Origin of the sequence: Paenibacillus sp. FSL L8-0340 (genome assembly GCF_038593145.1) — a bacterium.
Lineage (GTDB): Bacteria > Bacillota > Bacilli > Paenibacillales > Paenibacillaceae > Paenibacillus_AQ.
The window spans coordinates 905283-930305 of record NZ_CP151967.1; the positions used below are offsets into that span (position 1 = coordinate 905283).

A 25023-nucleotide genomic window follows, 5' to 3' on the forward strand; every position below is an offset into this window, starting at 1 on the left:
TTTTACCGTCTAATGGACAGACTGGTAATGGGAAGGTGCAGATCAGATGCAAAATCTATTCAGAAATAAAAACCGCCAAATCAGAGCAGGATGGGAGATACTGCTGCTGACAGCGGCAATATTTGCTATTACAATGATTGTCTCGTTTGGGGTCTCGCTGCGGGTGGATTCCCGGCAATGGTTCGACCAAGACGGCTGGGTGAGGATATTCAAATCAGATGGTCTTTATACGTTTATCACTGTATGGTTCACGATGCGTGTCCTGCATAAACTTCCCTTAACCTCTATCGGATTTTCGCGGCCTGACGGAGCCAGATTCATTCAAGGATTCATTAGCGGTGTGCTACTCTTGACATGTATTGCTCTGCTGCTGTGGGGCCTCGGCTCAGCAACTTTTCAGGGGGAGTGGGCCAATCCTCAATTTATGCGGCTAGATATCGTTGATCTGGTCATCACCGCAATCCTAGCTGGAATCTGCGAAGAAATTCTGTTCAGAGGATTTATTCAGCATCTGCTGGCTAGTCGCGTGGGCCTTTATTGGGCCGTGGCCATCACCTCTGTACTGTTCTCACTGGCGCATATGGCCAATCCGGGCTACAACGGGATCTGCTTTCTTAATATTGTGTTGATAGCCCTTATCTTCTCAACGATGGTCATCCGGACAGGAAACTTATATTTTGCGATAGCTCTGCACATCTCGTGGAATCTGTTTCAAGGGTATGTACTGGGCATCGCAGTCAGCGGAAATATACCACATGGGTTGTATTCGCTGAAATTAACGGGTGCCGATTGGATGACCGGAGGAGAGTTTGGAGTAGAGGGAAGTCTTGTAACAACGCTTGTGCTTGGGTTGGTTTTTGTTTTTATGCTATTGGCCGTCAAACGCGTAGCGGGAATGAGGAATACGATGGGCGGGGGCTTCGGTTCAGTTACTCGTTGATGTCGCTGCTGCTTTAAGCAGTCCGAATGATAAAATTGATACTGTACCCGCAATAAAGAGCAGCCTGAATCCGGGCTGCTCTTTGTTAGGATTGTATACTGATACGATACTTAGCTACTGTCATCTATTACCCCTGCACAGACCGCTTCTCCTGCTCCCGCAGCTCAATTCTCCGTATTTTGCCGGAGGTAGTCTTCGGAAGATCCGTGATGAATTCAATTTTGCGCGGATACTTATAAGGGGCTGTCATTTCCTTGACATGACTCTGCAATTCCTTAATCAGCTCCGGTGTGCCTGCGCTGTTGTCCTTCAGCACGACAAAGGCTTTTACGATCGAGCCGCGGATCTCGTCAGGGCTGGCCACAACTGCGCATTCTTTAACCATGGCATGCTTCATCAGGGCTTCTTCCACTTCAAAAGGACCGATGGTGTAGCCTGAGCTGATGATGATATCGTCTCCCCGGCCTTCAAACCAGAAATAGCCATCCTCATCTTTGCGCGCCCGGTCTCCGGTGACAAAATATTCTCCGTGGGAGCAATTCGCCTTGCGTTCAGGGTCTTTGTAATAGTTCTGGAACAGGGCAGGCATGCTTAAATGCACGGCGATATCGCCGACAACACCCGCAGGAACCGGCTGCCCTTCCTCATTAATCACCTCGACAATGCCCGGCGCGATGGATTGGCCCATAGACCCGACACGGATAGGCTGATCTTTCAGCGCAGCAATGATCAGCGTGCTTTCCGTCTGGCCGTAGCCGTCGCGGATGGTAATGTCAAAATGCTGTTGGAAGGTCCGGATGACCTCCTCGTTCAGAGGTTCGCCGGCGGATACGGCACAGCGCAGTTTTGACAGGTCATATTGCGGCAGTCCTTCAGCCTTGGCCATTAAGCGGTATTCCGTCGGAGTGCAGCATAATACCTGAATGGCTTGATCCTGAAGCAGCTGCAGATACCGGTCCGGATGGAATGGACCATTGTAGACAAAGCCGGTGGCTCCATTGCCGAGCACAGTTAAGAACGGACTCCAGATCCATTTTTGCCAGCCCGGTGCTGCAGTTGCCCAGACGGTATCTGATTCGCGGATGTCCAGCCATAGGGATGAGGTGATCCGCAGGTGCGCATATCCCCAGCCATGTGTATGAACTACGGCTTTAGGGTTGCCGGTAGTGCCGGAGGTATAAGCAAGGATGGCAATATCGTCGCGGCGGCTGGCTACGGCCGGGAAAGTATCCGGCTTGTCCGCCATAAGGCTCTCCAAACTGATCCAGCCTTCACCAAGGTCATCTTCATGTCCGGATACGGAGAGACGGTAATCTAAGGCCGGCAGATCTTCGGCGATTTTGTTAACTTCTGCGGTAACTTCAGACCAGACGATTACAGCTCTCGCTTCCGAATGGCGCAGGCGGTAGGATAAATCCTTCGCCCGGAGCATCTCGGAGGAAGGGATAACGGCGAGCCCGAGCTTCAGGCAGGCGAGATAGATTGCGTAGGCAATAATGCGGCGCGGAACCATGACCAGCACACGGTCACCTTGTTGAAGTCCGAGTTCTTTAAGGCCGCCGGCAAGCCGGTTAGCTTGTCCTAGCAGCTTTCCGTAGGTAATTTCCTCGTACCCGCCATCCTCATGCAACCATTTAAGCGCAATCTTATCGGAAGGATGCTGCTCCATTTCCGAAGTCAGATTGTAGAATTCCGGTGCGATCCAATGCTGATTGTCCAAATGAACCTCTCCTATATAAACGTAATGGTATATCCATACTCTATAGTATAGCACTTTACTTAGTACCAGATGCTAATTTGAGGTGATGTGAAGATGGGTAAGAGAAGGTTCTGTGACTATTTTGTTATAATGCCTATATAAAGGCGTGAGAGTTATTCGCAGATCCGTGCGCTGGTTACCCCTCCTGAGCGAAGCGGAAGCCTGGATTTAGGTGTAACGCCATCCGCAGTTGCAGTACAAGGACATCTGAGAGGGGAAAAATGTAATTTATAGTCATATTTTGAGAAAAATTATCAAAATTTAGACCATTCAAGCTTTGGAAGACTTATAATATATAGATTAAAGAACTTCACGAAAGATAAGGAGACTCCAGCATGCTTTTTAAACCGATCCCTGTTATAACGGGATTCTTAACAATGTCCTGCTTATTGTCAGCCTGCAGTAGCCGGCCTGTGGCTGCCGGTAATCTTTCAGCGGATTCTTCGTCCATTCCGTCACCTTTCGTTTCACAGGGGGCACAAGCTAATCCTGGCGCTTCCGTCATACCGGCTGTTCCCGGACCGTCTAACTCAGCGGCGGAACCAAATGTACTCTCTATTCAATTAAAAGGAATGACTTATTTCTTCCCAGGCCACAATGTTGCGACGAAGCGTTATAATTTTGCAGCCGCAACCTCAACCGGGATCGTCTGGTCACCTGCTCCCCCAATGGAGGGGGAAGGTACTGATCCGGCAGGTATCCCGCTGGAGCCTTTCACCATTTATCTTAGCGATCCGGCGGATATCGAGCTGAATGCTGCGAAGGCCCGTAAGCTTTGGACGCTGGCATTGCCGGAGGCTTCCGATGAATATACAAAGCTCAATAGTCTGCAGGGTGTAGGTGAATATGTAGTCTACCATACGTACACCATGTTCCGGGGAGGCGCACAGGCGTTGAGGAACCAGGCTTGGGCGCTGAAAACCGGCGATCCGGCGGACAATATTGAAATTCTCTCCTTTCGTACCGCAGGCGGTTACTTCTATAGTTGGGGAATCGAGGAACAGGACAAGCTATATGTATCGGTGAGCCAGCTTCCTGATGGCGATGGCAGCTATGAATATGAAGTATATGTATATTCTCTTGAACAGGAACGGAAGACGGAAATGAAACAGTTTATGTTAGATAACAATATGATTAAGTTTCAATATAATGGAAGGTCATATTCCGTTAAGCTGCAGCAGGGCTAGACCTTTTGAACAGCAGTCTAAACGATACACACTTTATCAGAAAGCAGGCAGTTGATTATGGGCCCTACAACCTTTGATGAGATATTTGGTATTATGAAATCTTCTTTTCCAGAGAGTGAAATTAGAACCTACAGCGGGCAGCGATCTTTGCTGCACAACCCTAACTACCGCCTGTTCACTGAGCAGGACGCTAAGGGGAGGACGCTCGCCTTTTTGGCAGCGTGGGAGTTTCCGGCTCTGCGTTTTGTCGAGCATATAGCAGTAGATCCCGGCATCAGGGGAGGAGGACTCGGCAAAAAGCTGATGCTCAATTATATCGGCCGTTCGGACATTCCTATTCTGCTGGAGGTAGAGCCGCCAAGCGGGGAACTGGAGCAGCGGAGAATCGGGTTTTATGAGCGGCTTGGCTTTCACCTCAATGCCTATGAGTATAACCAGCCCCCGCTCCGTACAGGACAGGCTGATCTGCCGCTGCGCATTATGACGTATCCCTGCCCGATAAACCGGGAGGAATTCCATCAGTACAGGGAAATCCTGTACACTGAGGTGTATAAAGTTACAGCACCAGGAGATCGTCCATACTGATTCATTCCATAAACAGCCCGCGCTATCGCAAAGATAGGCGGGCTGTTCTGCTTGGAAATCCTTCTTTACAATCCGGATACAAGTTAGAAACAAGTTCATGATTAAATTGAACTATAGCAAAGGACATAACAAACCAACTCGCAAGGGAGACGATATTCAATGAAAAGCAAAAAAATGATCATAGCAACGATGGTATTCGGTATGGCGGTTACGGGCTCGGCAGGTGTGTACGCAGGAACAAATCTGCAAAAGATTAGTGCCTATCTGAACCATAGCATTGGCTTCCAAGTAAACGGAGCGGATTATACGCCGGTAGACGGTAATGGCAAAACACTGGCTCCTATTACTTATAATAATACGACTTACTTGCCTGTACGTGCGATGGCGGATGTGCTGAAGGTGCCGGTGGCCTTCGACGCCTCATCCAACCAGGTGATCCTGGGTACCAATAACAGCTCAGCTGTTACGTTAGCCGCCGTTCCATACAGCGCTGAGCAAAAACAGGAGATCAACAAGGCATTCGCAAACTTCCAGGGCTTTGAGACTGCTTATGCTCCATTCAAAATGACCAGCGGAGATACTTTCCAGAAAGTTGACGGCAGCGGGGATGGGGTAAGCTTCCTGTTCAAACATATGAGAGTGGTTATTTCTCCCCGCGATTACTCTGATTCGTATGATGGAGCTACAGTGAAGCTGTCGAACGGAACGGAAGGCAAATGGTACACGCCTAGTGATCTTGCAATGATGACCTTCAAAGTAGCTGACCGCTATGTCACCATCAGCTCCCCGGATAAATCGTTAAGTAAAGCACAGTTGGAGAATGTAGCCGTAAGCGTGGCGAAATTGAGCAAATAAGCAACCAGTCCTTCGGATCTAAGGTCCATAAAGGCCTTCGGCAAAAAAGAGGGGATGCCTGGCAAAGCCACCGGCTCTGCAGACATCCCCTTGTCTATTTATTTGTACCATGTTGTTTAGTTGGCAGCGCTGCTTCTGGTGACCCCTTCCCCCGGCGTTTGTTCTTCTCCGCCTTCCGCTGATTTTCTTGAAACTTCTCCACAAATTCATGAGTATTCATGCTGAACCTCCTAAAAGTATTGTAAGCATCCGATTCTCGGGTCCACTTCGTACATAACTCGCTTCGGAAGCATAGGCCTTAACCAAACTGCTGTTTGTTACTGTAACCATATAGGCATCAAATCATTCACATTGAGCGGTAAGTGACTGTTCAACATGCTGCCGGTCTTTTCTGGAGCAATCCAATGGTTGACAAAACATTTAAAATGGAGCAAAGTAAACTAATAGTTTACTTTGAAACACTATAGTGTAATATGGGGGCGGCAAAACCATTGGGAATCGATCAACGCAGGGAGAAGGAAAAACAGATCCGCCGAAATGACATCCTGGAAGCGGCGGAGCATGTCTTTTTTACCAAAGGATACAATCAGGCGACTATGGACGATGTGGCTAAAGCGGCTGAGTTCAGTAAAAGAACCGTATACGTGTATTTCAACAGCAAGGAGCAAATCTATTTTGAAATTATGATTCGGGGCTATAGGCTGATGATCGGTTTGCTGAAGCAGAAAATCCAGAATGCAGGCGCAGTTACAGCTATAGAGAGTCTGAGGCAAATGGGAGATGTTTTTTACAGCTTCAGCAGGCAGCATCCGGAATACTTCAAGGCCATTATTGAATATGAGACCGCAGAGCTCGATTTTGAGAGTGGGGTGACGGACGAGGCAAGGGATGAATGTTATGCCCTGGGTGAAGAAATGACGGAATATTTGGTTGGACTTTTGCGTCAGGGGATGGATGAGGGGGAGATCCGCAAGGACCTGGATGTGGTAAAAACAGCTCTCGTACTTTGGTCTTGTGTAATTGGTGTGCTGAATACTGCGCATAAGAAGGAAAAATACATCCGCCACATGCATTCTACAACATCGGATGAACTGGTTACGGCAGCATTTACTCTCATGCTTGAGTCTATCCGTAACTAAAGGGGGAGAGAACATGACAGGGATAAGGTGGAGAAGTCGGGTGATTCTCATTCTTTCAGCGATTGGCGTTTTGCTTGTCATAACTTTTGCTTCATTAATGTTTATTAGTGGAGTCTTCCGGGAGCAGAAGTATCTGCAGCCTTGGAAGCCGAGCTATTCTGCTGCAATCACGGACCCGAGGGTGCAATTGGCTGCGCATGGGCTTTTGGCTGCCAGCAGCCACAACATGCAGCCTTGGAAGATCAAATTGGACAGCAGCAATCCGCTGAAGTTTGCTCTGTATGCGGATAGTGAACGTTTATCGCCTGCAGTTGATCCATATGCGCGGCAGTTCATGGTTTCGCAGGGGACTTTTTTAGAATATGTCAGGGTTGCTGGAAAAGAACTGGGTTATGAGACAGCGATTGAGCTGTTTCCGGAAGGTGACTATGATGAGAAGAGACTTGTGCAGAGTATGCGTACCAAACCTGTAGCGGTCATCACTCTCACCCGAATGAACTCTGTGAGCCATCCGCTCTACAAGTATTTATTCCTTTCGGACACCAACAGAGGGGCTTACCGATCGGATGCACTGCGTGCCGAGCAGGTGGATGAGCTGCAGGGTCTTCAAGAGAATAAGGATATTTCCTTAAAAATTGTTCAAGATCCGGATAATAAGAAGCGGCTTGCAACATACATAACAGAAGCGTCTATTGTTGAGGCGGGCGTCGATACGGTAATGGAAGAGTCAGCAAGGATATTCCGATCTAATGAAAAAGAGAAGAATAAATATCGTTATGGCTTCTCCGTAGAGGGGCAGGGAACGGATGGACTTATGCGTCATATGCTGCAAGGTCTGGTTACACTGTTTCCTTCGCTGAACAAGGGAGAGGCTGCTTCCAAGCAATTCATCACATCGACTGAAACTTCCGTAAACAACACGCCTGCCTTTGCCATGATTCGTTCTGCCGACAACAGCCGCTTGAGCCAGGTCCGCAGCGGAATGTTATACAGCAGGCTGGTGCTGTCCGCTCACCGTTTGGGGCTTGCCATACAGCCTTTAAGCCAGGTGTTGGAGGAATATCCTGAAATGAGCAGGCTATATAGCGGTATTCACCGCAGTTATGCAGCAGATGGAGAGACTATTCAAATGCTCATGCGTATCGGTATTCCAGTAAAAATAGCGCCTTTAAGCTTGAGAAGAGATGTACACGAATTGCTAATCAGCGAGTCTTCAGAATAATAAAGCTGAAAAGGGGGAATATAAATAAAGTGTTGCAATGTTCTGAAATACATGATATATTCTATTTCTGGCCACGAAACATCAACGCCTGGCTCGGAAAAGAAGTTAAAAAAAAGAGCTTGCATTGATCGGCTGGATGTGATATATTATAAGAGTTGCTGGTGACGAGATAATCGACACTGACAACGAGCTTGATCTTTGAAAACTGAACAACGAGTGAGTATGGAAATCACGCAAGTGAGATCCAAAACTGATGAGTTTCACAGCGTATTTATACGCTTTGGAAATTTCATCGTGAGAATGTAAATTCTCGTCAGATGTTTCAAATTGAGCAATCGCTCTTTCTAAATACCAATTTGGAGAGTTTGATCCTGGCTCAGGACGAACGCTGGCGGCGTGCCTAATACATGCAAGTCGAGCGGAGTTATGAAGGAGCTTGCTCTGGAATAACTTAGCGGCGGACGGGTGAGTAACACGTAGGCAACCTACCTCTTTGACTGGGATAACTACCGGAAACGGTAGCTAATACCGGATAATTCCTTTGTTCACATGGACGAAGGATGAAAGGCGGAGCAATCTGCTACAAGGAGATGGGCCTGCGGCGCATTAGCTAGTTGGTGGGGTAACGGCTCACCAAGGCGACGATGCGTAGCCGACCTGAGAGGGTGAACGGCCACACTGGGACTGAGACACGGCCCAGACTCCTACGGGAGGCAGCAGTAGGGAATCTTCCGCAATGGGCGAAAGCCTGACGGAGCAACGCCGCGTGAGTGATGAAGGTTTTCGGATCGTAAAGCTCTGTTGCCAGGGAAGAACGTCCGGTAGAGTAACTGCTACCGGAGTGACGGTACCTGAGAAGAAAGCCCCGGCTAACTACGTGCCAGCAGCCGCGGTAATACGTAGGGGGCAAGCGTTGTCCGGAATTATTGGGCGTAAAGCGCGCGCAGGCGGCTATTTAAGTCTGGTGTTTAAACCTTGGGCTCAACCTGAGGTCGCACTGGAAACTGGGTGGCTTGAGTACAGAAGAGGAAAGTGGAATTCCACGTGTAGCGGTGAAATGCGTAGATATGTGGAGGAACACCAGTGGCGAAGGCGACTTTCTGGGCTGTAACTGACGCTGAGGCGCGAAAGCGTGGGGAGCAAACAGGATTAGATACCCTGGTAGTCCACGCCGTAAACGATGAGTGCTAGGTGTTAGGGGTTTCGATACCCTTGGTGCCGAAGTTAACACAGTAAGCACTCCGCCTGGGGAGTACGGTCGCAAGACTGAAACTCAAAGGAATTGACGGGGACCCGCACAAGCAGTGGAGTATGTGGTTTAATTCGAAGCAACGCGAAGAACCTTACCAGGTCTTGACATCCCTCTGAATCCACTAGAGATAGTGGCGGCCTTCGGGACAGAGGAGACAGGTGGTGCATGGTTGTCGTCAGCTCGTGTCGTGAGATGTTGGGTTAAGTCCCGCAACGAGCGCAACCCTTGACTTTAGTTGCCAGCAGGTAAGGCTGGGCACTCTAGAGTGACTGCCGGTGACAAACCGGAGGAAGGTGGGGATGACGTCAAATCATCATGCCCCTTATGACCTGGGCTACACACGTACTACAATGGCCGGTACAACGGGAAGCGAAGCCGCGAGGTGGAGCCAATCCCAGCAAAGCCGGTCTCAGTTCGGATTGCAGGCTGCAACTCGCCTGCATGAAGTCGGAATTGCTAGTAATCGCGGATCAGCATGCCGCGGTGAATACGTTCCCGGGTCTTGTACACACCGCCCGTCACACCACGAGAGTTTACAACACCCGAAGTCGGTGGGGTAACCCGCAAGGGAGCCAGCCGCCGAAGGTGGGGTAGATGATTGGGGTGAAGTCGTAACAAGGTAGCCGTATCGGAAGGTGCGGCTGGATCACCTCCTTTCTATGGAGAATCGTTTCCTGCAACGGAAACATTCAAATCGGAAGCTTAGCTTCCAAAACACTCACTCGTTGGTCAGTTTTGAGAGTTTAAGCTCTCAAGTAGTACCTTGATCCTTGAAAACTGGATACCGAAACGAATTTGCGTTTTAGAACATCTTTTAGCTGAAACTTGTGTAAACAAGTTTTAATTATAGCGATGCTAGCGATTTTCCTAACGGAAAACGCATTGGTTAAGCTAATAAGAGCACACGGAGGATGCCTAGGCGCCAGGAGCCGACGAAGGACGTGGCGAACAACGAAACTGCCTCGGGGAGCTGTAAGCAAGCTTTGATCCGGGGGTGTCCGAATGGGGAAACCCAGCTGTGGTAATTCGCAGTTACTTCTCTCTGAATACATAGGAGAGATAGAGGCAGACCAGGGGAACTGAAACATCTAAGTACCCTGAGGAAGAGAAAACAATAGTGATTCCGTCAGTAGCGGCGAGCGAACGCGGAACAGCCTAAACCAAGGGGCTTGCCCCTTGGGGTTGTGGGACGTCTCACATGGAGTTACAAAGGAATATGGTAGGCGAAGAGGTCTGGAAAGGCCCGCGATAGAGGTAAAAGCCCTGTAACCTAAACTGTGTTCTCTCCGAGACGGATCCCGAGTAGTGCGGGGCACGTGAAACCCCGTATGAATCCAGCAGGACCATCTGCTAAGGCTAAATACTACCTGGCGACCGATAGTGAAACAGTACCGTGAGGGAAAGGTGAAAAGCACCCCGGAAGGGGAGTGAAATAGAACCTGAAACCGTGTGCTTACAAAAAGTCAGAGCCCGATCTAGGGGTGATGGCGTGCCTTTTGTAGAATGAACCGGCGAGTTACGTTTAACATGCAAGGTTAAGGTGAGAAGCCGGAGCCGCAGCGAAAGCGAGTCTGAATAGGGCGACTTAAGTATGTGGACGTAGACCCGAAACCGTGTGATCTACCCCTGTCCAGGGTGAAGGTGCGGTAACACGCACTGGAGGCCCGAACCCACGTATGTTGAAAAATGCGGGGATGAGGTGGGGGTAGCGGAGAAATTCCAATCGAACTCGGAGATAGCTGGTTCTCCCCGAAATAGCTTTAGGGCTAGCCTCGGTGAATGGAGTGGTGGAGGTAGAGCACTGATTGGGTGCGGGGCCCGCAAGGGTTACCAAGCTCAGTCAAACTCCGAATGCCATTAACTTCTTGCCGGGAGTCAGACAGTGAGTGCTAAGATCCATTGTCAAAAGGGAAACAGCCCAGACCATCAGCTAAGGTCCCCAAGTGTGTGTTAAGTGGGAAAGGATGTGGAGTTGCACAGACAACCAGGATGTTGGCTTAGAAGCAGCCACCATTGAAAGAGTGCGTAATAGCTCACTGGTCGAGTGACTCTGCGCCGAAAATGTAACGGGGCTAAACACACCACCGAAGCTATGGCTAGATGCTTTGCATCTGGGGTAGGGGAGCGTTGTATGTGGGTTGAAGGTGTACCGTAAGGAGCGCTGGACAGCATACAAGTGAGAATGCCGGTATGAGTAACGAAAAGATCAGTGAGAATCTGATCCGCCGAAAGCCCAAGGTTTCCTGAGGAAGGCTCGTCCGCTCAGGGTAAGTCGGGACCTAAGGCGAGGCCGAAAGGCGTAGTCGAAGGACAACAGTTTGAAATTACTGTACCACCGTAATCCGCTATGAGCGATGGGGTGACGCAGGAGGGTAGTGACGCGGACTGATGGATGTCCGTCTAAGCAGTGAGGCTGGTGTGTAGGCAAATCCGCACACCGTTAAGGCTGGGCTGTGATGGGGAGCGAAAATTACAGTAGCGAAGGTCATGATCTCACACTGCCAAGAAAAGCCTCTAGTCAGGAGAAGGTGCCCGTACCGCAAACCGACACAGGTAGGCGAGAAGAGAATTCTAAGGCGCGCGGAAGAACTCTCGTTAAGGAACTCGGCAAAATGACCCCGTAACTTCGGGAGAAGGGGTGCCTCGGTAGGGTGAATAGCCCGAGGGGGCCGCAGTGAAAAGGCCCAAGCGACTGTTTAGCAAAAACACAGGTCTGTGCGAAGCCGCAAGGCGAAGTATACGGGCTGACGCCTGCCCGGTGCTGGAAGGTTAAGGGGAGCGGTTAGGAGCAATCCGAAGCTGTGAACCGAAGCCCCAGTAAACGGCGGCCGTAACTATAACGGTCCTAAGGTAGCGAAATTCCTTGTCAGGTAAATTCTGACCCGCACGAATGGCGTAACGACTTGGGCGCTGTCTCAACGAGAGATCCGGTGAAATTTTAATACCTGTGAAGATGCAGGTTACCCGCGACAAGACGGAAAGACCCCATGGAGCTTTACTGCAGCTTGATATTGAATTTGGGTACGATCTGTACAGGATAGGTGGGAGCCGTAGAGGCAGGAGCGCAAGCTTCTGCGGAGGCGCCGTTGGGATACCACCCTGATCGTATCTAGGTTCTAACCTGGTGCCCTAATCGGGTACGGGGACCGTGTCAGGCGGGCAGTTTGACTGGGGCGGTCGCCTCCTAAAGAGTAACGGAGGCGTTCAAAGGTTCCCTCAGAATGGTTGGAAATCATTCGAAGAGTGCAAAGGCATAAGGGAGCTTGACTGCGAGACCTACAAGTCGAGCAGGGACGAAAGTCGGACTTAGTGATCCGGTGGTACCGCATGGAAGGGCCATCGCTCAACGGATAAAAGCTACCCTGGGGATAACAGGCTTATCTCCCCCAAGAGTCCACATCGACGGGGAGGTTTGGCACCTCGATGTCGGCTCATCGCATCCTGGGGCTGAAGTAGGTCCCAAGGGTTGGGCTGTTCGCCCATTAAAGCGGTACGCGAGCTGGGTTCAGAACGTCGTGAGACAGTTCGGTCCCTATCTGTCGTGGGCGCAGGAAATTTGAGAGGAGCTGTCCTTAGTACGAGAGGACCGGGATGGACGTACCGCTGGTGCATCAGTTGTTCCGCCAGGAGCATGGCTGAGTAGCTACGTACGGACGGGATAAGCGCTGAAAGCATCTAAGCGTGAAGCCCCCCTCAAGATGAGATTTCCCAATTAGTAAGACCCCTTGAAGACGACGAGGTAGATAGGTTGGAGGTGGAAGTGCAGCAATGCATGGAGCTGACCAATACTAATCGGTCGAGGGCTTATCCAACAAGTAAGACGCAGATTCGTTTCGGATTCAGTTTTCAGGAATCAAGGTTCCTGAAGCATTTACGCTGTAAATGCCCGTTTGGTGGCGATAGCGGAGGGGTTCCACGCGTACCCATCCCGAACACGACCGTTAAGCCCTCCAGCGCCGATGGTACTTGGACCGAAGGGTCCTGGGAGAGTAGGACGCCGCCAAGCGGACAACCACACACACTGTGGTATTTTTTTTGCCCTTAATATTTATATACGGTAGAAGGGCCTTTAGCTCAGCTGGTTAGAGCGCACCCCTGATAAGGGTGAGGTCGGTGGTTCGAGTCCACTAAGGCCCACCATTTTCCCTGATAGCTCAGTTGGTAGAGCACTCGACTGTTAATCGAGTTGTCACAGGTTCGAGTCCTGTTCGGGGAGCCATATGGAGAGGTGTCCGAGTTTGGCCGAAGGAGCACGATTGGAAATCGTGTAGGCGCCACAAGCGTCTCGAGGGTTCGAATCCCTCTCTCTCCGCCACAAATTTTCAACAAGCATGGCCCGTTGGTCAAGGGGTTAAGACACCTCCCTTTCACGGAGGTAACATGGGTTCGAATCCCATACGGGTCATATCATGGAGGCTTAGCTCAGCTGGGAGAGCATCTGCCTTACAAGCAGAGGGTCGGGGGTTCGATCCCCTCAGCCTCCACCATAACATTTCCTTAGAAGCTGTAGCTTCGCATGGATTCCAGGTGTTTTTCTGGGGCCGCAAGGGAACAATAACTTTTACTGACGCGGGGTGGAGCAGCCCGGTAGCTCGTCGGGCTCATAACCCGAAGGCCGCAGGTTCAAATCCTGCCCCCGCAACCAATTTGGAACCGTGGTGTAGTTGGCCTAACATGCCTGCCTGTCACGCAGGAGATCGCGGGTTCGAATCCCGTCGGTTCCGCCATTAGTATGGCATCAGGGATCAGAAGTATATGCTTCGCAAGAATTACTTTGCAATCTCGCAACGAAGTGCAGAGTATCCGCCCTGTTCCGTGTTTTAGCTAATTATAAATATTGGGGATTAGCCAAGCGGTAAGGCAACGGACTTTGACTCCGTCATGCATAGGTTCAAATCCTATATCCCCAGCCATTTTCACGAGAGCCATTAGCTCAGTTGGTAGAGCACCTGACTTTTAATCAGGGTGTCGAAGGTTCGAGTCCTTCATGGCTCACCATTTCTTTAAAGTGTGCGCGTGTGGCGGAATGGCAGACGCACCAGACTTAGGATCTGGCGTTTTACGACGTGGGGGTTCAAGTCCCTTCACGCGCACCATGTTTTTGCGGACGTGGCTCAGCGGTAGAGCATCGCCTTGCCAAGGCGAGGGTCGCGGGTTCGATTCCCGTCGTCCGCTCCATATAGATTTTGCGCCCTTAGCTCAGCTGGATAGAGCGTTTGACTACGAATCAAAAGGCCGGGAGTTCGAATCTCTCAGGGCGCGCCATTTTTAATATTAACGGGATGTAGCTCAGCTTGGTAGAGCACCTGGTTTGGGACCAGGGGGTCGCATGTTCAAATCGTGTCATCCCGATTGTACACCTATGCGGGTGTAGTTCAATGGTAGAACTTCAGCCTTCCAAGCTGATAGCGTGGGTTCGATTCCCATCACCCGCTTAAAGAATAATCCACAAAAGAAGCCTGTGATATGCAAGGCTTTTTTTTGTACTTTGTGCTCAAGAGTCATGCAGCAGCTACAGTCTAGTGAAATTAAAGTTAGAGTGGGACATTACCCAATAAAAAATCTAATCTGGACTGCTTACTTTACTTTATCTGAAAGAGTTGAGAATACATTTGATCAATAGCTAATCGCAAAGGGAAAGCAAACTAATTAATAGTAGCTTGACGAACACGTTGGGAGATAGTTCCTTCGTGTTTTTTTGTTTGCCGGAAAGTGTGTTTCGTGACAGCCAACGGGTCTGTGAAGCTGGTATATTAGATTTACGATATCGGGCTTCAATGATCAGGAAGTATTAAGGAGCAGCTCAAATGACAGATAAAGTAATTCGAATTTTCAGAATTATTAATGCAATTCAATCTAATCCTGGTATTACGGCGACAGATTTGGCTTTCAGATGTGATGTGAACGTGAGAACGATCTACAGGGATCTTGAGATCATCAGCCATTTTGCGCCCGTTACGAATGAGGGTAGAGGCACCGGCTATAAGTTTCTTGGCAAGTTCTTTCTCTATCCGCTTGATTTTTCCGAGCAGGAAGCGTTGGCATTCTCTCTTTTACCTTCTGTACTCAATGAGGACAAAATCCCTCCGGGTTTCCATACAGCTTATGACAAAGTAATGGGTACACATATGAAGGAGAAATCCAGGCAGAATGGGATTCTGGAGAACATTGCCGACATCATTCAGATGGGCACACCCGCCTATCGTAAAGAAAGCCGGAATTTTCTACAGCCGATTATCGGGGCGATTCTGGAGCAGCGGCGGATCCGAGCTGTATATCACTCGCAGTCGCGCGATGCGACAACGGAACGTGAGATCGATCCCTATTATTTGATTCCGCGTGATCAGCGCTTTTACCTCATTGGGTATTGCCACCTTAAAAAGGCCATCCGAACCTTCAGAATCAGCCGTTTTCTGGACGTGGAGGTAATGGAGGCGAGCTTCGACAAGGGGAACTTCAATATTAAGAAATATTTGAAAAATACCTGGTCCATCGACCGCGGCAATAAAAACATAAAGTTCAAGGTGCGGTTCCAGCCGGAGATTGCGCGTTATATAAAGGAAGAGGAACTGTTCGTTCATCCGCGGATGAGCGATGAGCCGGATGGCAGTCTGCTGTTCGAAGTGACTGTGAACAATGAAAAAGAGTTCATGAAGTGGATATTGCAATACGGGCCAAATGCCGAAATCCTGGAGCCGACTTCGGCCAGAGTGGAGCTAAAGCACCGGCTGGAGCATTGGATGAGTATTTATAGGGAATAGGAGTACAGTATCCTCTTGTTCCTGATCTAAACACCGTCATTTTTAGGGCAACAAGAAACCCCGAACCTCAAGGTCCGGGGTTTTGCATATGATTTTATTCAGCTAGAGGTACAGGAAAGCCCAGACCTTCGGCGATGCGCTGACCGAATTCAGGATCGGCTTTGTAAAAGTGGCCGATCTGGCGGATTTTGATCTCGTCGAACTCGACAGGAGTCATGGCACCGACAATATTGCGGACAAGACGCGCACGTTCCTCTTCGCTCAGCAGCCGGTAGAGGTCGCCGGCTTGTGTATAATGATCATCGTGATCATAAGGGACACTGTCTGCCTGACCGGCAACGTTGAATGGAGCTGGTTTATGCTGCGGAGATTCTGTTGCTCCGCCGAAGCTGTTAGGCTCGTAATAGACAGAGCTGCCGCCGTTGCTGCCGGAGTTCATTGCACCGTCACGCTGATTGTTGTTAACCTCGGCAATAGGCCGGTTGACCGGCAATTGGTTATGATTCGCACCTACCCGGTAGCGGTGGGCATCGGCATAGGCAAATAGGCGGCCTTGCAGCATTTTGTCGGGTGATGCTTCAATGCCCGGAACAAAAGAACCAGGAGAGAAGGTAGCCTGCTCTACTTCTGCGAAATAATTCTCCGGATTGCGGTCCAGGACTATACGGCCAACCTCAATTAATGGATAATCCTTCTGCGACCATACCTTGGTCACATCGAATGGGTCGAAACGGTACGTGTCGGCATCCTCTACAGGCATAATCTGCACATGCAGTCTCCATGCCGGGAAATCTCCTTTATCAATTGCGTTGAACAAATCCTCTGTATGATAATCCGGGTTCTCCCCGGCAATTTGCGCCGCCAGGTTTACATCAAGATTTCTTACGCCCTGTTCAGTTTTAAAATGGTATTTCACCCAGACAGCCTTGCCTTCGGCATTCACCCATTTGAAGGTATGGCTGCCGAACCCGTGCATATGACGGAGTGTAGCCGGGATGCCGCGGTCGGACATTAGAATGGTTACCTGATGCAGGGATTCAGGAGATAAAGACCAGAAATCCCAAACAGCGTTCGGATTCTTCAAATGAGTCTGCGGGTGACGTTTCTGGGTATGGATGAAATCCGGGAATTTGATCGCATCGCGAATGAAGAAGACCGGTGTATTGTTGCCGACGAGATCATAATTCCCCTCTTCCGTGTAGAACTTTACTGCAAACCCGCGTGGATCACGGACCGTATCGGAAGAGCCCAACTCTCCGGCAACGGTGGAAAAGCGAATGAACATTGGCGTGCGTTTGCCGACTTCGGACAGGAATGCTGCCTTGGTATATTGTGACAAATCCTGAGTGACTTCAAAATATCCATGAGCACCGGCTCCTTTGGCGTGGACAACACGTTCAGGAACACGCTCCCTGTTAAAGTGGGCCAATTTCTCCAGCAGATGAACATCCTGCAGTAAGGTAGGTCCACGGGAGCCTGCGGTCATTGAGTTCTGGTTGTCTCCGACAGGGGCACCCCAGCTTGTTGTAAGTTTGTTATTGCTCTGACTCATGAATACAATCACCTCGTAATAGGATTTGATATTAGATTTAGTATAAGTTCTATAATAACAAATAAAACGGGAAAAGCAATTCTTTTTTATAATAATTTTAATTAACAATATGCGGAATTGGGTGGAATCATGATAATGGGAAAGGAGGCACGTCCGATGAAAGAAGCTTGAGTTGTAGTCCCTAAGTTAACAAGGGTGTAGTAAAGGATATTTATGAATGTCGTTGAAAAGTAAGGGGAATCTAATTGCAAATAACTCCCATCCGCAGCAGCGGACGGGAGCAGGGGAAAAGGCAGGATAGGCTAAAGTGTCAGAGCAGTAGTATAACTAAAAACTGACGCTAAAAAATACGCTGCTTAGTCTTTGATATACATTCTGCTGTAATATTCATCCAGCATACGTTTGCTCGCGAATTCAACACGGGTGGTCTCGATGCTCTTGCGCATCATTTGTACCCATTTCTCCCGGTTGTCATAGAAGGTAGGGAGTACGCGGTTCAAGAGGGTGTCGTAAAGCGCGTCGCTGTCATGCTTGTCGAGCACTTCGAAATCGGTGGTCTCGAAGCCGTCGCCAATCTGCCAGCCGTTCTCGCCGTCGATGCAGGCTTCCGGCCACCAGCCATCCAGAATCGAGCAGTTGAGGACTCCGTTCATAGCCGCTTTCATCCCGGAGGTGCCGCTGGCTTCCAGCGGTCTGCGCGGATTGTTGAGCCAGATGTCGGAGCCGCGGGTCAGCTGTGCCCCAATGGTCATATCGTAGTTTTCCAGGAAAACGACACTTTTCGGATATTTTTTCATCATCGCCACGAGATTGCTGACAATTTTTTTGCCATTGTCATCCAACGGATGGGCTTTGCCGGAGAAGACGATTTGGATTTTGCCGTCCTTCAGGTAAGGCTCAATGACTTCCGGCTGGGAGAAAATCAGGTCGCTGCGTTTGTAAGGAGCGGCGCGGCGGGAGAAGCCGATGAGCAGATTGTCCGCATTCAGGGCGATGCCGGAGCGTTCTTCAATGAACCCGACCAGCTCATTTTTAATTTCTTTATGCGTGGCCCAAAGATCGCCGTTCTCCTCAAAGGTGCGGGTAATCCGTTCGTCCACCCAGGTAGGGGTATGAATGGCATTGGTAATGCCGATGATCTCTGATCTGCCGGCAACTTCCTTCCACATTTTGTTCGCAGTATCAGCGTGAAGCTGGGCCACTGCATTAGAAATGCGCGACAACCGCAGACCGGCTACGGTCATATTGAAAGGATCTCCACCGATGCGTTCCATTTGATCGCGGGTTAAGCCATTGAATGCGCCCATATACTTGAGGCGGTCGAGCGGATGCGTTTCATTGCCTTCCTTAATGGGTGTATGGGTAGTGAACACAACCTCTTCACGGGTAGCTTTCCAGGCTTCCTCAAAGGTACTGCCGCCGGACATTTTTTCACGGATCAGCTCGATGGCGGCCAGTGCCGCATGTCCTTCATTGAAGTGATAGACATCAATTGGAATTTGCAGTGCACGCATCGCTTTAACGCCGCCAATCCCAAGAACGATTTCCTGAGCGATCCGCTCTTCGCCGAACCAGCCGTACAGTTGGCCTGTAATCCAGGCATCGCTGTTCTCGGGAATATCCGTGTCCAGCAGGTACAGCGGACTGTTGCCAAACTGCTCAGTCTTCCACACTTTACAGACAACATCGATTTTTCTTACTTTAACCGTTACTTTAACCCCTGTATCTTCAAGGAAATCATAAACATAGTTGTGATAGGAGTCATACGGATTGCCGTGGGCATCAATCTTTTGATCCGTGTACCCTTGCTTCCACTTCAGTCCGATTGGAATGATAGGAGCGTTGATATCCTTCGCGCCCTTGATGTAATCTCCGGCCAGGATGCCCAGGCCTCCGGCGTACATTTTGAAATCGGAATGCAGGCCATACTCCATGCTGAAATAAGCAACTGACGGTAATTGGTTCTCGTTCACTTGATAAGCCTCCTAATACGAATTAGATTATAATCTGGTATTGCTGTAGGCTCAATCTAAGGTGCAAACGTTTGCTCAAAATGATGTAGTCTTCCCTGGAAGCGATTGCACATCTATTCTAGCACACTTGCAGTCAAAAAGCATAACGAAGTTTTTGTGAAGAACAAACATAAGGATTCAAGAAAATACTAAACAGAAAAGTTTGATAAAGAGGGCTTCAGGCCATAAGATAAGGAAGGGACAATATCCCCTTTGAAGTGATTATGCTGCTGAAGCGGGCTATATGGATGTAAGAGTGACAGTTTAGCATGGTTCCGGCCGTAAGGATATTCAGGTTCTATACCGAAAGCGGACAAATTATGGCCGCAGCGGCTTAAGATAAGTATAGGTTGTAAATCCCGATTGTTCAAAATAACTATTGGTGGTGTAAAGCTTGAGTATAGTGGTGATCGGAAGTTTGAATATGGATATGGTGGTACGCACCAGCCGCGCCCCCGAAGCCGGGGAGACTTTGTTTGGACAAGGCTTCGCCTTGTCACCGGGAGGGAAAGGCGCCAATCAGGCAGTAGCCGCAGCGCGTCTTGGTGCCGAGGTAGCCATGATCGGAAGTGTCGGCCGGGATGCCTTTGGCAGTGAACTGCTGGAGATTATGCGGCAGGAGCATATTGATGTCCGGCATATTGCCCAGAGTAACTCGCAGGCTACCGGCGTCGCGTCAATTGTGGTCGATGGAGAAGGGGAGAACCGGATTATTGTTGTGCCGGGAGCGAATATTGAACTTGGTCCAGCGGATATTCAGGCGCTTGAGCACGTAATCAGCGGAGCTGAAATGATTGTGATGCAGCTGGAGACGGATCTTCCGATGTGTGAACAGGCGGCTTCTATTGCGCAGCGCCACGGCATTCCGGTCATTCTGAATCCGGCTCCGGCCAGAGAGCTTAGCCAGGAAATGTTGAGACATGTGACATATCTGACCCCGAACGAAACCGAAGCGGGAATCCTGTCCGGCATTGAAGTAAATAATACGGAGACGGCTGAGCAGGCGGCGCGTATTTTGCTGGGGAAAGGGGTGCGGAACGTCATTGTCACTCTGGGTTCCAAGGGGGCGCTGATCGTGAATGAATCCGGCAACGCGCAGCATATTACCGGATTCCCGGTACAGGCGGTCGATACGGTTGCGGCAGGCGATTCCTTTAACGGTGCGCTGGCTTACCAATTGACCCGCGGTGTGGCCTTGGAAGAAGCAGTGAGGTTCGCCAATGCAGTTGGTGCGCTGGCTGTAGGCAAAGAAGGGGCAATTCCGTCGCTGCCGAAGCTGCCGGAGGTCGAGCAGTTCCTGAAAGAAACAGCTGAACGGTAAGCCAGGGATAGATATAGATCGGATAGATGAGGAGCTGAAGTAAATGAGCGGCACTGTAACGGTTAAGAATGTGACTCTGGGCGAGGGAATGCCCAAGATTTGCGTATCGCTGATCGGAGCAACATTGACCGAGCTGAAGGAAGAAGCGGAGGCACTGAAAGCTCTGGCACCGGATGTGGTGGAGTGGCGGAGCGATTTTTTTGCCGGAGTGGACAATATTGAGGCAGTTACGGAAGTACTGGAAATGATCCAGGCGTGTCTTCCGGACCTTCCGCTAATTTTCACGTTCCGCAGCGCCAGAGAAGGCGGGGAGCGGCAGATCGCCACGGAGGATTATATCCGGCTGAATAAGGCTGCAGCCGCGAGTGGACTCGTCGATATCATTGATGTGGAGCTGTTCAATGAGGAAGCTGATGTGCAGGCGCTTATCGCTGCCGCGCATGACTGCGGGGTGTTCGTGATTGTGTCGAACCATGATTTTCAGGGAACACCTCCCGAGGAGGAGATTGTGTCCCGGCTGCGCAAGGCTCAGGAGCTGGGCGGCGATCTGCCGAAGATCGCCGTTATGCCATGCAGCGCGGCAGATGTGCTGACACTGCTGGCTGCGACAAACCGGATGCAGGAATTGTATGCGGACCGTCCGATTATTACGATGTCCATGGCCGGGGAGGGCGTAATCAGCCGCCTAGCCGGGGAAATCTTCGGCTCTGCGCTTACCTTCGGCGCGGCCCATAAGCCATCTGCCCCTGGACAGGTGGCGGTTGCCGAGCTGCGGAAGGTGCTGGAGCTGCTACACCGCAGCCTATAGAACTGTTCATTTATTGTCCGGCAGCAATAGAAACAATTAGAATGGGGTGTTCTAAGCCAGTGAAACGGCGGGAACACCTTTTTATTGGAAATATAAGGATTTATTTGTTTCACGCTATAAATTACCCATCTATTTCTCGCTGAAACGGATAGTTAATAGTTAAACATATATATGGTTCACGCTATAAATCATCTTCAGGGTACAGCAGGGTTTGAATCAGCGCCCGGTTATGCCCTACAATGAAGGCAGCCAAGTAGTTAAATCATCTATTTGCGGAATGAAGAAAGGGAGAACTGCCAATGACGGAATCCATCCTGGTCGTGGAGGATGAAGAAAAAATCGCCCGGCTGCTGCAGATTGAGCTGGAATGTGAGGGCTATCGCGTATTTATTGCGGGCAGCGGCCATCAGGCGCTTGAAATCTATCAGGCACAGCAGCCGGACCTCCTTCTGCTTGATGTGATGCTCCCAGGGTTCAGCGGAATTGAGCTGCTGCGCCGTATCCGGGTCAATGATGCGCTTACCCCTGTACTGATGCTGACTGCCAAAAGCTCGGTGGAAGACAAAGTATCCGGTCTTGACCTTGGGGCAAATGACTATATCACCAAGCCCTTTCAAATTGAGGAGCTTCTGGCGCGTGTCCGCGCTGCGCTGCGGCTTGCGTCTGCCCGAAACATTGAGGAGACAGGCAGCTGGCTTAAAGCGGATGATCTTGAGCTGAACGAATCCACGCGTGAAGTTGTTCGGGCTGGCAGAACGATTGATCTCACCCCGAGGGAGTTCGATCTGCTGGTGTTCTTGCTGAAGAACAAGCGCCAGGTGCTGAATAGAGAACAGATTATGACCGCGGTTTGGGGGTACGATTATTACGGTGATACCAATGTCGTAGATGTGTATATCCGTTATGTCCGTAAAAAACTTACCCAAGGGGATCAGAGCGAGCTTATTCATACCGTCCGGGGCATCGGGTATGTCCTGAAGGACTCCCCATGAAGCTGCGGAGCAAAATTTATCTTTATTCCAGCGTGCTGTTTGCTGTACTCCTTGTCATTATGAACCTCGTCATTTACTTTATGTTCAGCCGGTTGTCGACAGATAATCAGCTGGATCAGGCCGCTGCCGAGACTGCCAAAATCGCTGCCGATATGCGAAGAGTTGGAACCGGTGTGGCTGCCCCTGAGCTGCTCCGGGCGTACGTGCCGATTGAGGGAATGCTCCGGCTGCTGGCTCCGGACGGGAGCGGACCGGCGCCCGTGACTTCGGCGTCGGAACAGGAGATCAGCCGGCTGAAGCCGGTATATTATAAAGACAAGCTTAGTGAGATTATCAAGGTGGATGGCCGTTCCTATGCTTTCGTGACGACTCCGGTCATCTGGATAGACGGGATGGTGATGAATGTCCAAATGACCAAAAGCCTGGAGAGTACGATGAATACGCTCCGCGTGCTGCGGGTTGTGCTGGCGGGGGCAACCGCCTTTGCACTGCTTCCGCTGCTGCTCTCCAGCCGTGTGCTGTCCGGGCTGATTATGCGTCCCATTGTGCAAATGACAGCTACGATGCGGGAGATCAAGGACAGCGGGAAATTCAGCAGACTAACGCTGGAAGACACATCCAGAGATGAGCTGGTTGAAATGGGGCGCACGTTCAACGATATGATTGCTTTGCTGGAGAGTAATTATTTGAAGCAGGAGAAATTCGTGTCCGACGCCTCGCATGAGCTGCGTACTCCGCTGACGGTAATTGAAAGCTACGCCAGTCTGCTCAAAAGGCGGGGACTTACCCATCCTGAATTGTTCAATGAATCCGTTGAAGCCATCCATTCCGAGGCGATTCGGATGAAGGAACTGACCGAGCAACTGCTGCTACTGGCGAAGCACCACGAACAATGGGATCTGTCCATGAAGGTTGTTGATCTGCAAGAGCTGGCCAATGCATCGGCTAAAGTCTTCCGCAATGCATATGGCAGAGAAATCACCGTCAATGCACTGGGGGAGGTCAAGGGATACAGCGATGAAGCGAAGCTGCGACAGCTGCTGTTCATATTTTTGGACAATGCCCGCAAATACAGCGATGAAGCGATAACCATCACGCTTGGAGCCTCCGGGCAGGAGAGCCACATTGTCATTACTGACCGGGGCATCGGGATTCCGAGCGGGGAGCTGCCCAGAGTGTTCGACCGCTTCTACAGAGTAGATGAGGCAAGAAGCCGCCAGGGCGGAGGAGCAGGGCTGGGGTTGTCACTCGCTGCGGAAATTGCCGAAGCCATTGGAGCCAAGCTGTCCATGGAGAGTGTGGAAGGCGCCGGAACATCGGTTATGATCCGAATTGCGGCTGAGAGCAGGGGAAGACAATGAAAATAAAGAAACCTGAGAGCAAAAAAATTATATACAAAGCCGTCACTATTATTGCTGCCGTGCTGCTTCTGTCCAGTGCTGCGTTTAAAATATTCACAAATCAGTCTGCACAGCTGTTGACGAAGGAGCAGGCGAAACAGGCTGTGCTGAAAGAGTATTCCGGCAGCGTAGAGAAACTGACCCTGCAATCCGGGAACTATGTAGCGGAGCTGAAAACCGGCCAGGGCCTCTATGAGCTGGAGCTGGATGGGTCAACAGGTGAGATTATTTCCATTGTCCTGCTGGAGCCACTGGCTTCCGCAGAGATCCGGCCCACACCATTGCCTTCTTCGGCCCCTCCGGCAGGCGGCAGCGCCTTGCCATCCCCTTCCCCGGCTGCTCCGCGTGCAGTGTCGGAAGACGAGGCAGTCAAGCTGGCGCTGCAGGAGGTGCCGGGAGAACTGGATGATGTGGATACCGAAATTAACGAATCAGGAGCCTTTTATCTGGTGGAAGTCAACACAACGGATGGGCGTGAAGCGGTGGTCCAGGTGGACGCGATCTCAGGAAACATTATGTCCGTGGCTTGGGAAGAACCGGATGAGGATCATCCTTAAGCAGAATTCTCATCAATTTCTAATGTTACTGCCGCCTTTCTCTCATTTGGGCCGTGTATATTGAATACATGAGCAGCACAGATTGAACATGAGGAGGCGGCAATAAATGATGAAGATGAAATTATGGAGCAGTGTAGCGGCGGCAGCCATTCTGTTCGGGGGTGCATACAGCATCAGCGAGGTTCAGGGTGCTTCCGCAGGATCGACCGCTTCACAAAGTCAAAGCAAGACACTGATTGGCGTGGACAAGGCGGAGGCGTATGCGCTGAAGTCAGCACAGGGCCGGGTAGAGAGCATTGATCTGAAGGAGAGAATCAGCGGTTCGTATTACGAGGTTGAGATCCGTCATAACAACCAGGAAATAGACGTTCGGGTTGATGCCTACACAGGTAAAATCTTAAGCGTGCGCAAAGAAACCGATGACGATGACGATGATGACAACTACGCGTCAGCCACATCACAAAGCGGAACGATGATCAGCGCAGCTAAAGCGGCAGAAGCGGCTTCTGCCTCCGCAAAGGGTACAGTTACTGAAATTGACCTTGATGGGGACAATGGAAGTTTCGTATATGAAGTGGAGATCAGAAACGGCAAAGTGACGACCGAAGTGGGAGTCGATGCCTATACTGCGAAGGTTCTGTATACGGATGTAGATTCTGATGACGATGATGATTGAATCCA

At 50.4% G+C, this 25023-nt stretch carries 17 protein-coding genes, 14 tRNA genes and 3 rRNA genes; 30 read left to right on the plus strand and 4 right to left on the minus strand.

Features of this window, described 5'->3' with window-relative positions:
* Positions 1-46: 46 nt before the first annotated feature.
* Complete coding sequence (locus NST07_RS04135) at positions 47-940, plus strand: CPBP family intramembrane glutamic endopeptidase (protein ID WP_341089858.1); 894 nt, start codon at positions 47-49, stop codon at positions 938-940.
* A gap of 127 nt (positions 941-1067) precedes the next feature.
* On the opposite strand, the gene NST07_RS04140 is transcribed toward NST07_RS04135, so the two are convergent.
* Positions 1068-2609 carry an AMP-binding protein gene (locus tag NST07_RS04140; protein ID WP_341380317.1) on the minus strand — a complete coding sequence of 514 codons (1542 nt, stop codon included), beginning with the start codon at positions 2607-2609 and terminating at the stop codon, positions 1068-1070.
* 425 nt (positions 2610-3034) lie between these two features.
* Here NST07_RS04140 and NST07_RS04145 point away from each other — a divergent pair, with 425 nt between their 5' ends.
* The 3 genes from NST07_RS04145 to NST07_RS04155 all read left to right on the plus strand — a co-directional run bounded on the left by NST07_RS04145 (position 3035) and on the right by NST07_RS04155 (position 5326).
* Positions 3035-3886, plus strand: coding sequence for a hypothetical protein (locus NST07_RS04145; RefSeq protein WP_342481115.1), 852 nt, complete (start codon positions 3035-3037; stop codon positions 3884-3886).
* Positions 3887-3943: 57 nt separating this feature from the next.
* Positions 3944-4471: a GNAT family N-acetyltransferase gene (locus tag NST07_RS04150; protein ID WP_342481116.1), complete on the plus strand. Its 528-nt coding sequence runs from the start codon at positions 3944-3946 to the stop codon at positions 4469-4471.
* A gap of 159 nt (positions 4472-4630) precedes the next feature.
* Positions 4631-5326: a hypothetical protein gene (locus tag NST07_RS04155; protein ID WP_342481117.1), complete on the plus strand. Its 696-nt coding sequence runs from the start codon at positions 4631-4633 to the stop codon at positions 5324-5326.
* 94 nt (positions 5327-5420) lie between these two features.
* On the opposite strand, the gene NST07_RS04160 is transcribed toward NST07_RS04155, so the two are convergent.
* The gene (locus NST07_RS04160; protein WP_341089863.1) at positions 5421-5546 is read right to left on the minus strand and encodes a DUF4023 family protein; all 126 of its coding nucleotides are present in this window, start codon (positions 5544-5546) and stop codon (positions 5421-5423) included.
* A gap of 271 nt (positions 5547-5817) precedes the next feature.
* Between NST07_RS04160 and NST07_RS04165 the strand changes: the two genes are divergently transcribed.
* From NST07_RS04165 to NST07_RS04260, 20 genes are all read left to right on the plus strand, one after another.
* Positions 5818-6465 carry a TetR/AcrR family transcriptional regulator gene (locus tag NST07_RS04165; protein ID WP_341089867.1) on the plus strand — a complete coding sequence of 216 codons (648 nt, stop codon included), beginning with the start codon at positions 5818-5820 and terminating at the stop codon, positions 6463-6465.
* Positions 6466-6478: 13 nt separating this feature from the next.
* Positions 6479-7687 (plus strand): hypothetical protein, encoded by a 1209-nt coding sequence (locus NST07_RS04170; RefSeq protein WP_342481118.1) that lies wholly within the window; start codon positions 6479-6481, stop codon positions 7685-7687.
* Positions 7688-8040: 353 nt separating this feature from the next.
* Positions 8041-9596, plus strand: a 16S ribosomal RNA gene (locus NST07_RS04175).
* A 227-nt stretch (positions 9597-9823) separates the two neighbouring features.
* Positions 9824-12751, plus strand: a 23S ribosomal RNA gene (locus tag NST07_RS04180).
* A 77-nt stretch (positions 12752-12828) separates the two neighbouring features.
* Positions 12829-12945 (plus strand): 5S ribosomal RNA (gene rrf / locus NST07_RS04185).
* Together the 16S, 23S and 5S rRNA genes with 14 tRNA genes alongside form the textbook arrangement of a ribosomal RNA operon.
* Positions 12946-13002: 57 nt before the next feature.
* Positions 13003-13079: transfer RNA gene (locus tag NST07_RS04190), tRNA-Ile, on the plus strand.
* Between the two features lie 3 nt (positions 13080-13082).
* Positions 13083-13158: transfer RNA gene (locus NST07_RS04195), tRNA-Asn, on the plus strand.
* A 3-nt stretch (positions 13159-13161) separates the two neighbouring features.
* A tRNA-Ser gene (locus NST07_RS04200) sits at positions 13162-13254 on the plus strand.
* A gap of 18 nt (positions 13255-13272) precedes the next feature.
* Positions 13273-13344: transfer RNA gene (locus tag NST07_RS04205), tRNA-Glu, on the plus strand.
* 6 nt (positions 13345-13350) lie between these two features.
* Positions 13351-13426, plus strand: a tRNA-Val gene (locus NST07_RS04210).
* 81 nt (positions 13427-13507) lie between these two features.
* A tRNA-Met gene (locus NST07_RS04215) sits at positions 13508-13584 on the plus strand.
* A 4-nt stretch (positions 13585-13588) separates the two neighbouring features.
* Positions 13589-13666, plus strand: a tRNA-Asp gene (locus NST07_RS04220).
* Between the two features lie 111 nt (positions 13667-13777).
* A tRNA-Gln gene (locus NST07_RS04225) sits at positions 13778-13852 on the plus strand.
* A 9-nt stretch (positions 13853-13861) separates the two neighbouring features.
* A tRNA-Lys gene (locus NST07_RS04230) sits at positions 13862-13937 on the plus strand.
* A 14-nt stretch (positions 13938-13951) separates the two neighbouring features.
* Positions 13952-14035: transfer RNA gene (locus tag NST07_RS04235), tRNA-Leu, on the plus strand.
* Between the two features lie 7 nt (positions 14036-14042).
* A tRNA-Gly gene (locus NST07_RS04240) sits at positions 14043-14117 on the plus strand.
* A 10-nt stretch (positions 14118-14127) separates the two neighbouring features.
* Positions 14128-14204 (plus strand) — tRNA-Arg (locus NST07_RS04245).
* Between the two features lie 13 nt (positions 14205-14217).
* Positions 14218-14291, plus strand: a tRNA-Pro gene (locus tag NST07_RS04250).
* Between the two features lie 12 nt (positions 14292-14303).
* Positions 14304-14374, plus strand: a tRNA-Gly gene (locus NST07_RS04255).
* A 372-nt stretch (positions 14375-14746) separates the two neighbouring features.
* Positions 14747-15700, plus strand: a complete 954-nt coding sequence (locus tag NST07_RS04260; RefSeq protein ID WP_341089869.1) for a WYL domain-containing protein — start codon at positions 14747-14749, stop codon at positions 15698-15700.
* Between the two features lie 94 nt (positions 15701-15794).
* Here NST07_RS04260 and katA read toward each other — a convergent pair whose 3' ends face one another.
* Positions 15795-17252 carry a catalase KatA gene (gene katA, locus NST07_RS04265; RefSeq protein ID WP_342481119.1) on the minus strand — a complete coding sequence of 486 codons (1458 nt, stop codon included), beginning with the start codon at positions 17250-17252 and terminating at the stop codon, positions 15795-15797.
* Positions 17253-17608: 356 nt separating this feature from the next.
* The gene (gene glgP / locus NST07_RS04270) at positions 17609-19225 is read right to left on the minus strand and encodes an alpha-glucan family phosphorylase (protein ID WP_342481120.1); all 1617 of its coding nucleotides are present in this window, start codon (positions 19223-19225) and stop codon (positions 17609-17611) included.
* Between the two features lie 442 nt (positions 19226-19667).
* Between glgP and rbsK the strand changes: the two genes are divergently transcribed.
* From rbsK to NST07_RS04300, 6 genes are all read left to right on the plus strand, one after another.
* Positions 19668-20585: a ribokinase gene (rbsK, locus tag NST07_RS04275; RefSeq protein ID WP_341380318.1), complete on the plus strand. Its 918-nt coding sequence runs from the start codon at positions 19668-19670 to the stop codon at positions 20583-20585.
* Positions 20586-20628: 43 nt separating this feature from the next.
* Positions 20629-21393, plus strand: a complete 765-nt coding sequence (gene aroD / locus NST07_RS04280; protein ID WP_342481121.1) for a type I 3-dehydroquinate dehydratase — start codon at positions 20629-20631, stop codon at positions 21391-21393.
* A 299-nt stretch (positions 21394-21692) separates the two neighbouring features.
* The gene (locus NST07_RS04285; RefSeq protein WP_342481122.1) at positions 21693-22385 is read left to right on the plus strand and encodes a response regulator transcription factor; all 693 of its coding nucleotides are present in this window, start codon (positions 21693-21695) and stop codon (positions 22383-22385) included.
* Positions 22382-23746, plus strand: a complete 1365-nt coding sequence (locus tag NST07_RS04290) for a HAMP domain-containing sensor histidine kinase (protein WP_342481123.1) — start codon at positions 22382-22384, stop codon at positions 23744-23746. Before NST07_RS04285 ends, NST07_RS04290 begins: the two co-directional genes overlap by 4 nt.
* Positions 23743-24342 (plus strand): PepSY domain-containing protein, encoded by a 600-nt coding sequence (locus tag NST07_RS04295; protein ID WP_342481124.1) that lies wholly within the window; start codon positions 23743-23745, stop codon positions 24340-24342. The genes NST07_RS04290 and NST07_RS04295 overlap by 4 nt, the downstream gene beginning before the upstream one ends.
* 106 nt (positions 24343-24448) lie before the next feature.
* Entirely contained in the window at positions 24449-25018 is a 570-nt protein-coding gene (locus NST07_RS04300) for a PepSY domain-containing protein (RefSeq protein WP_341089879.1), read from the plus strand.
* Positions 25019-25023 lie beyond the last annotated feature (5 nt).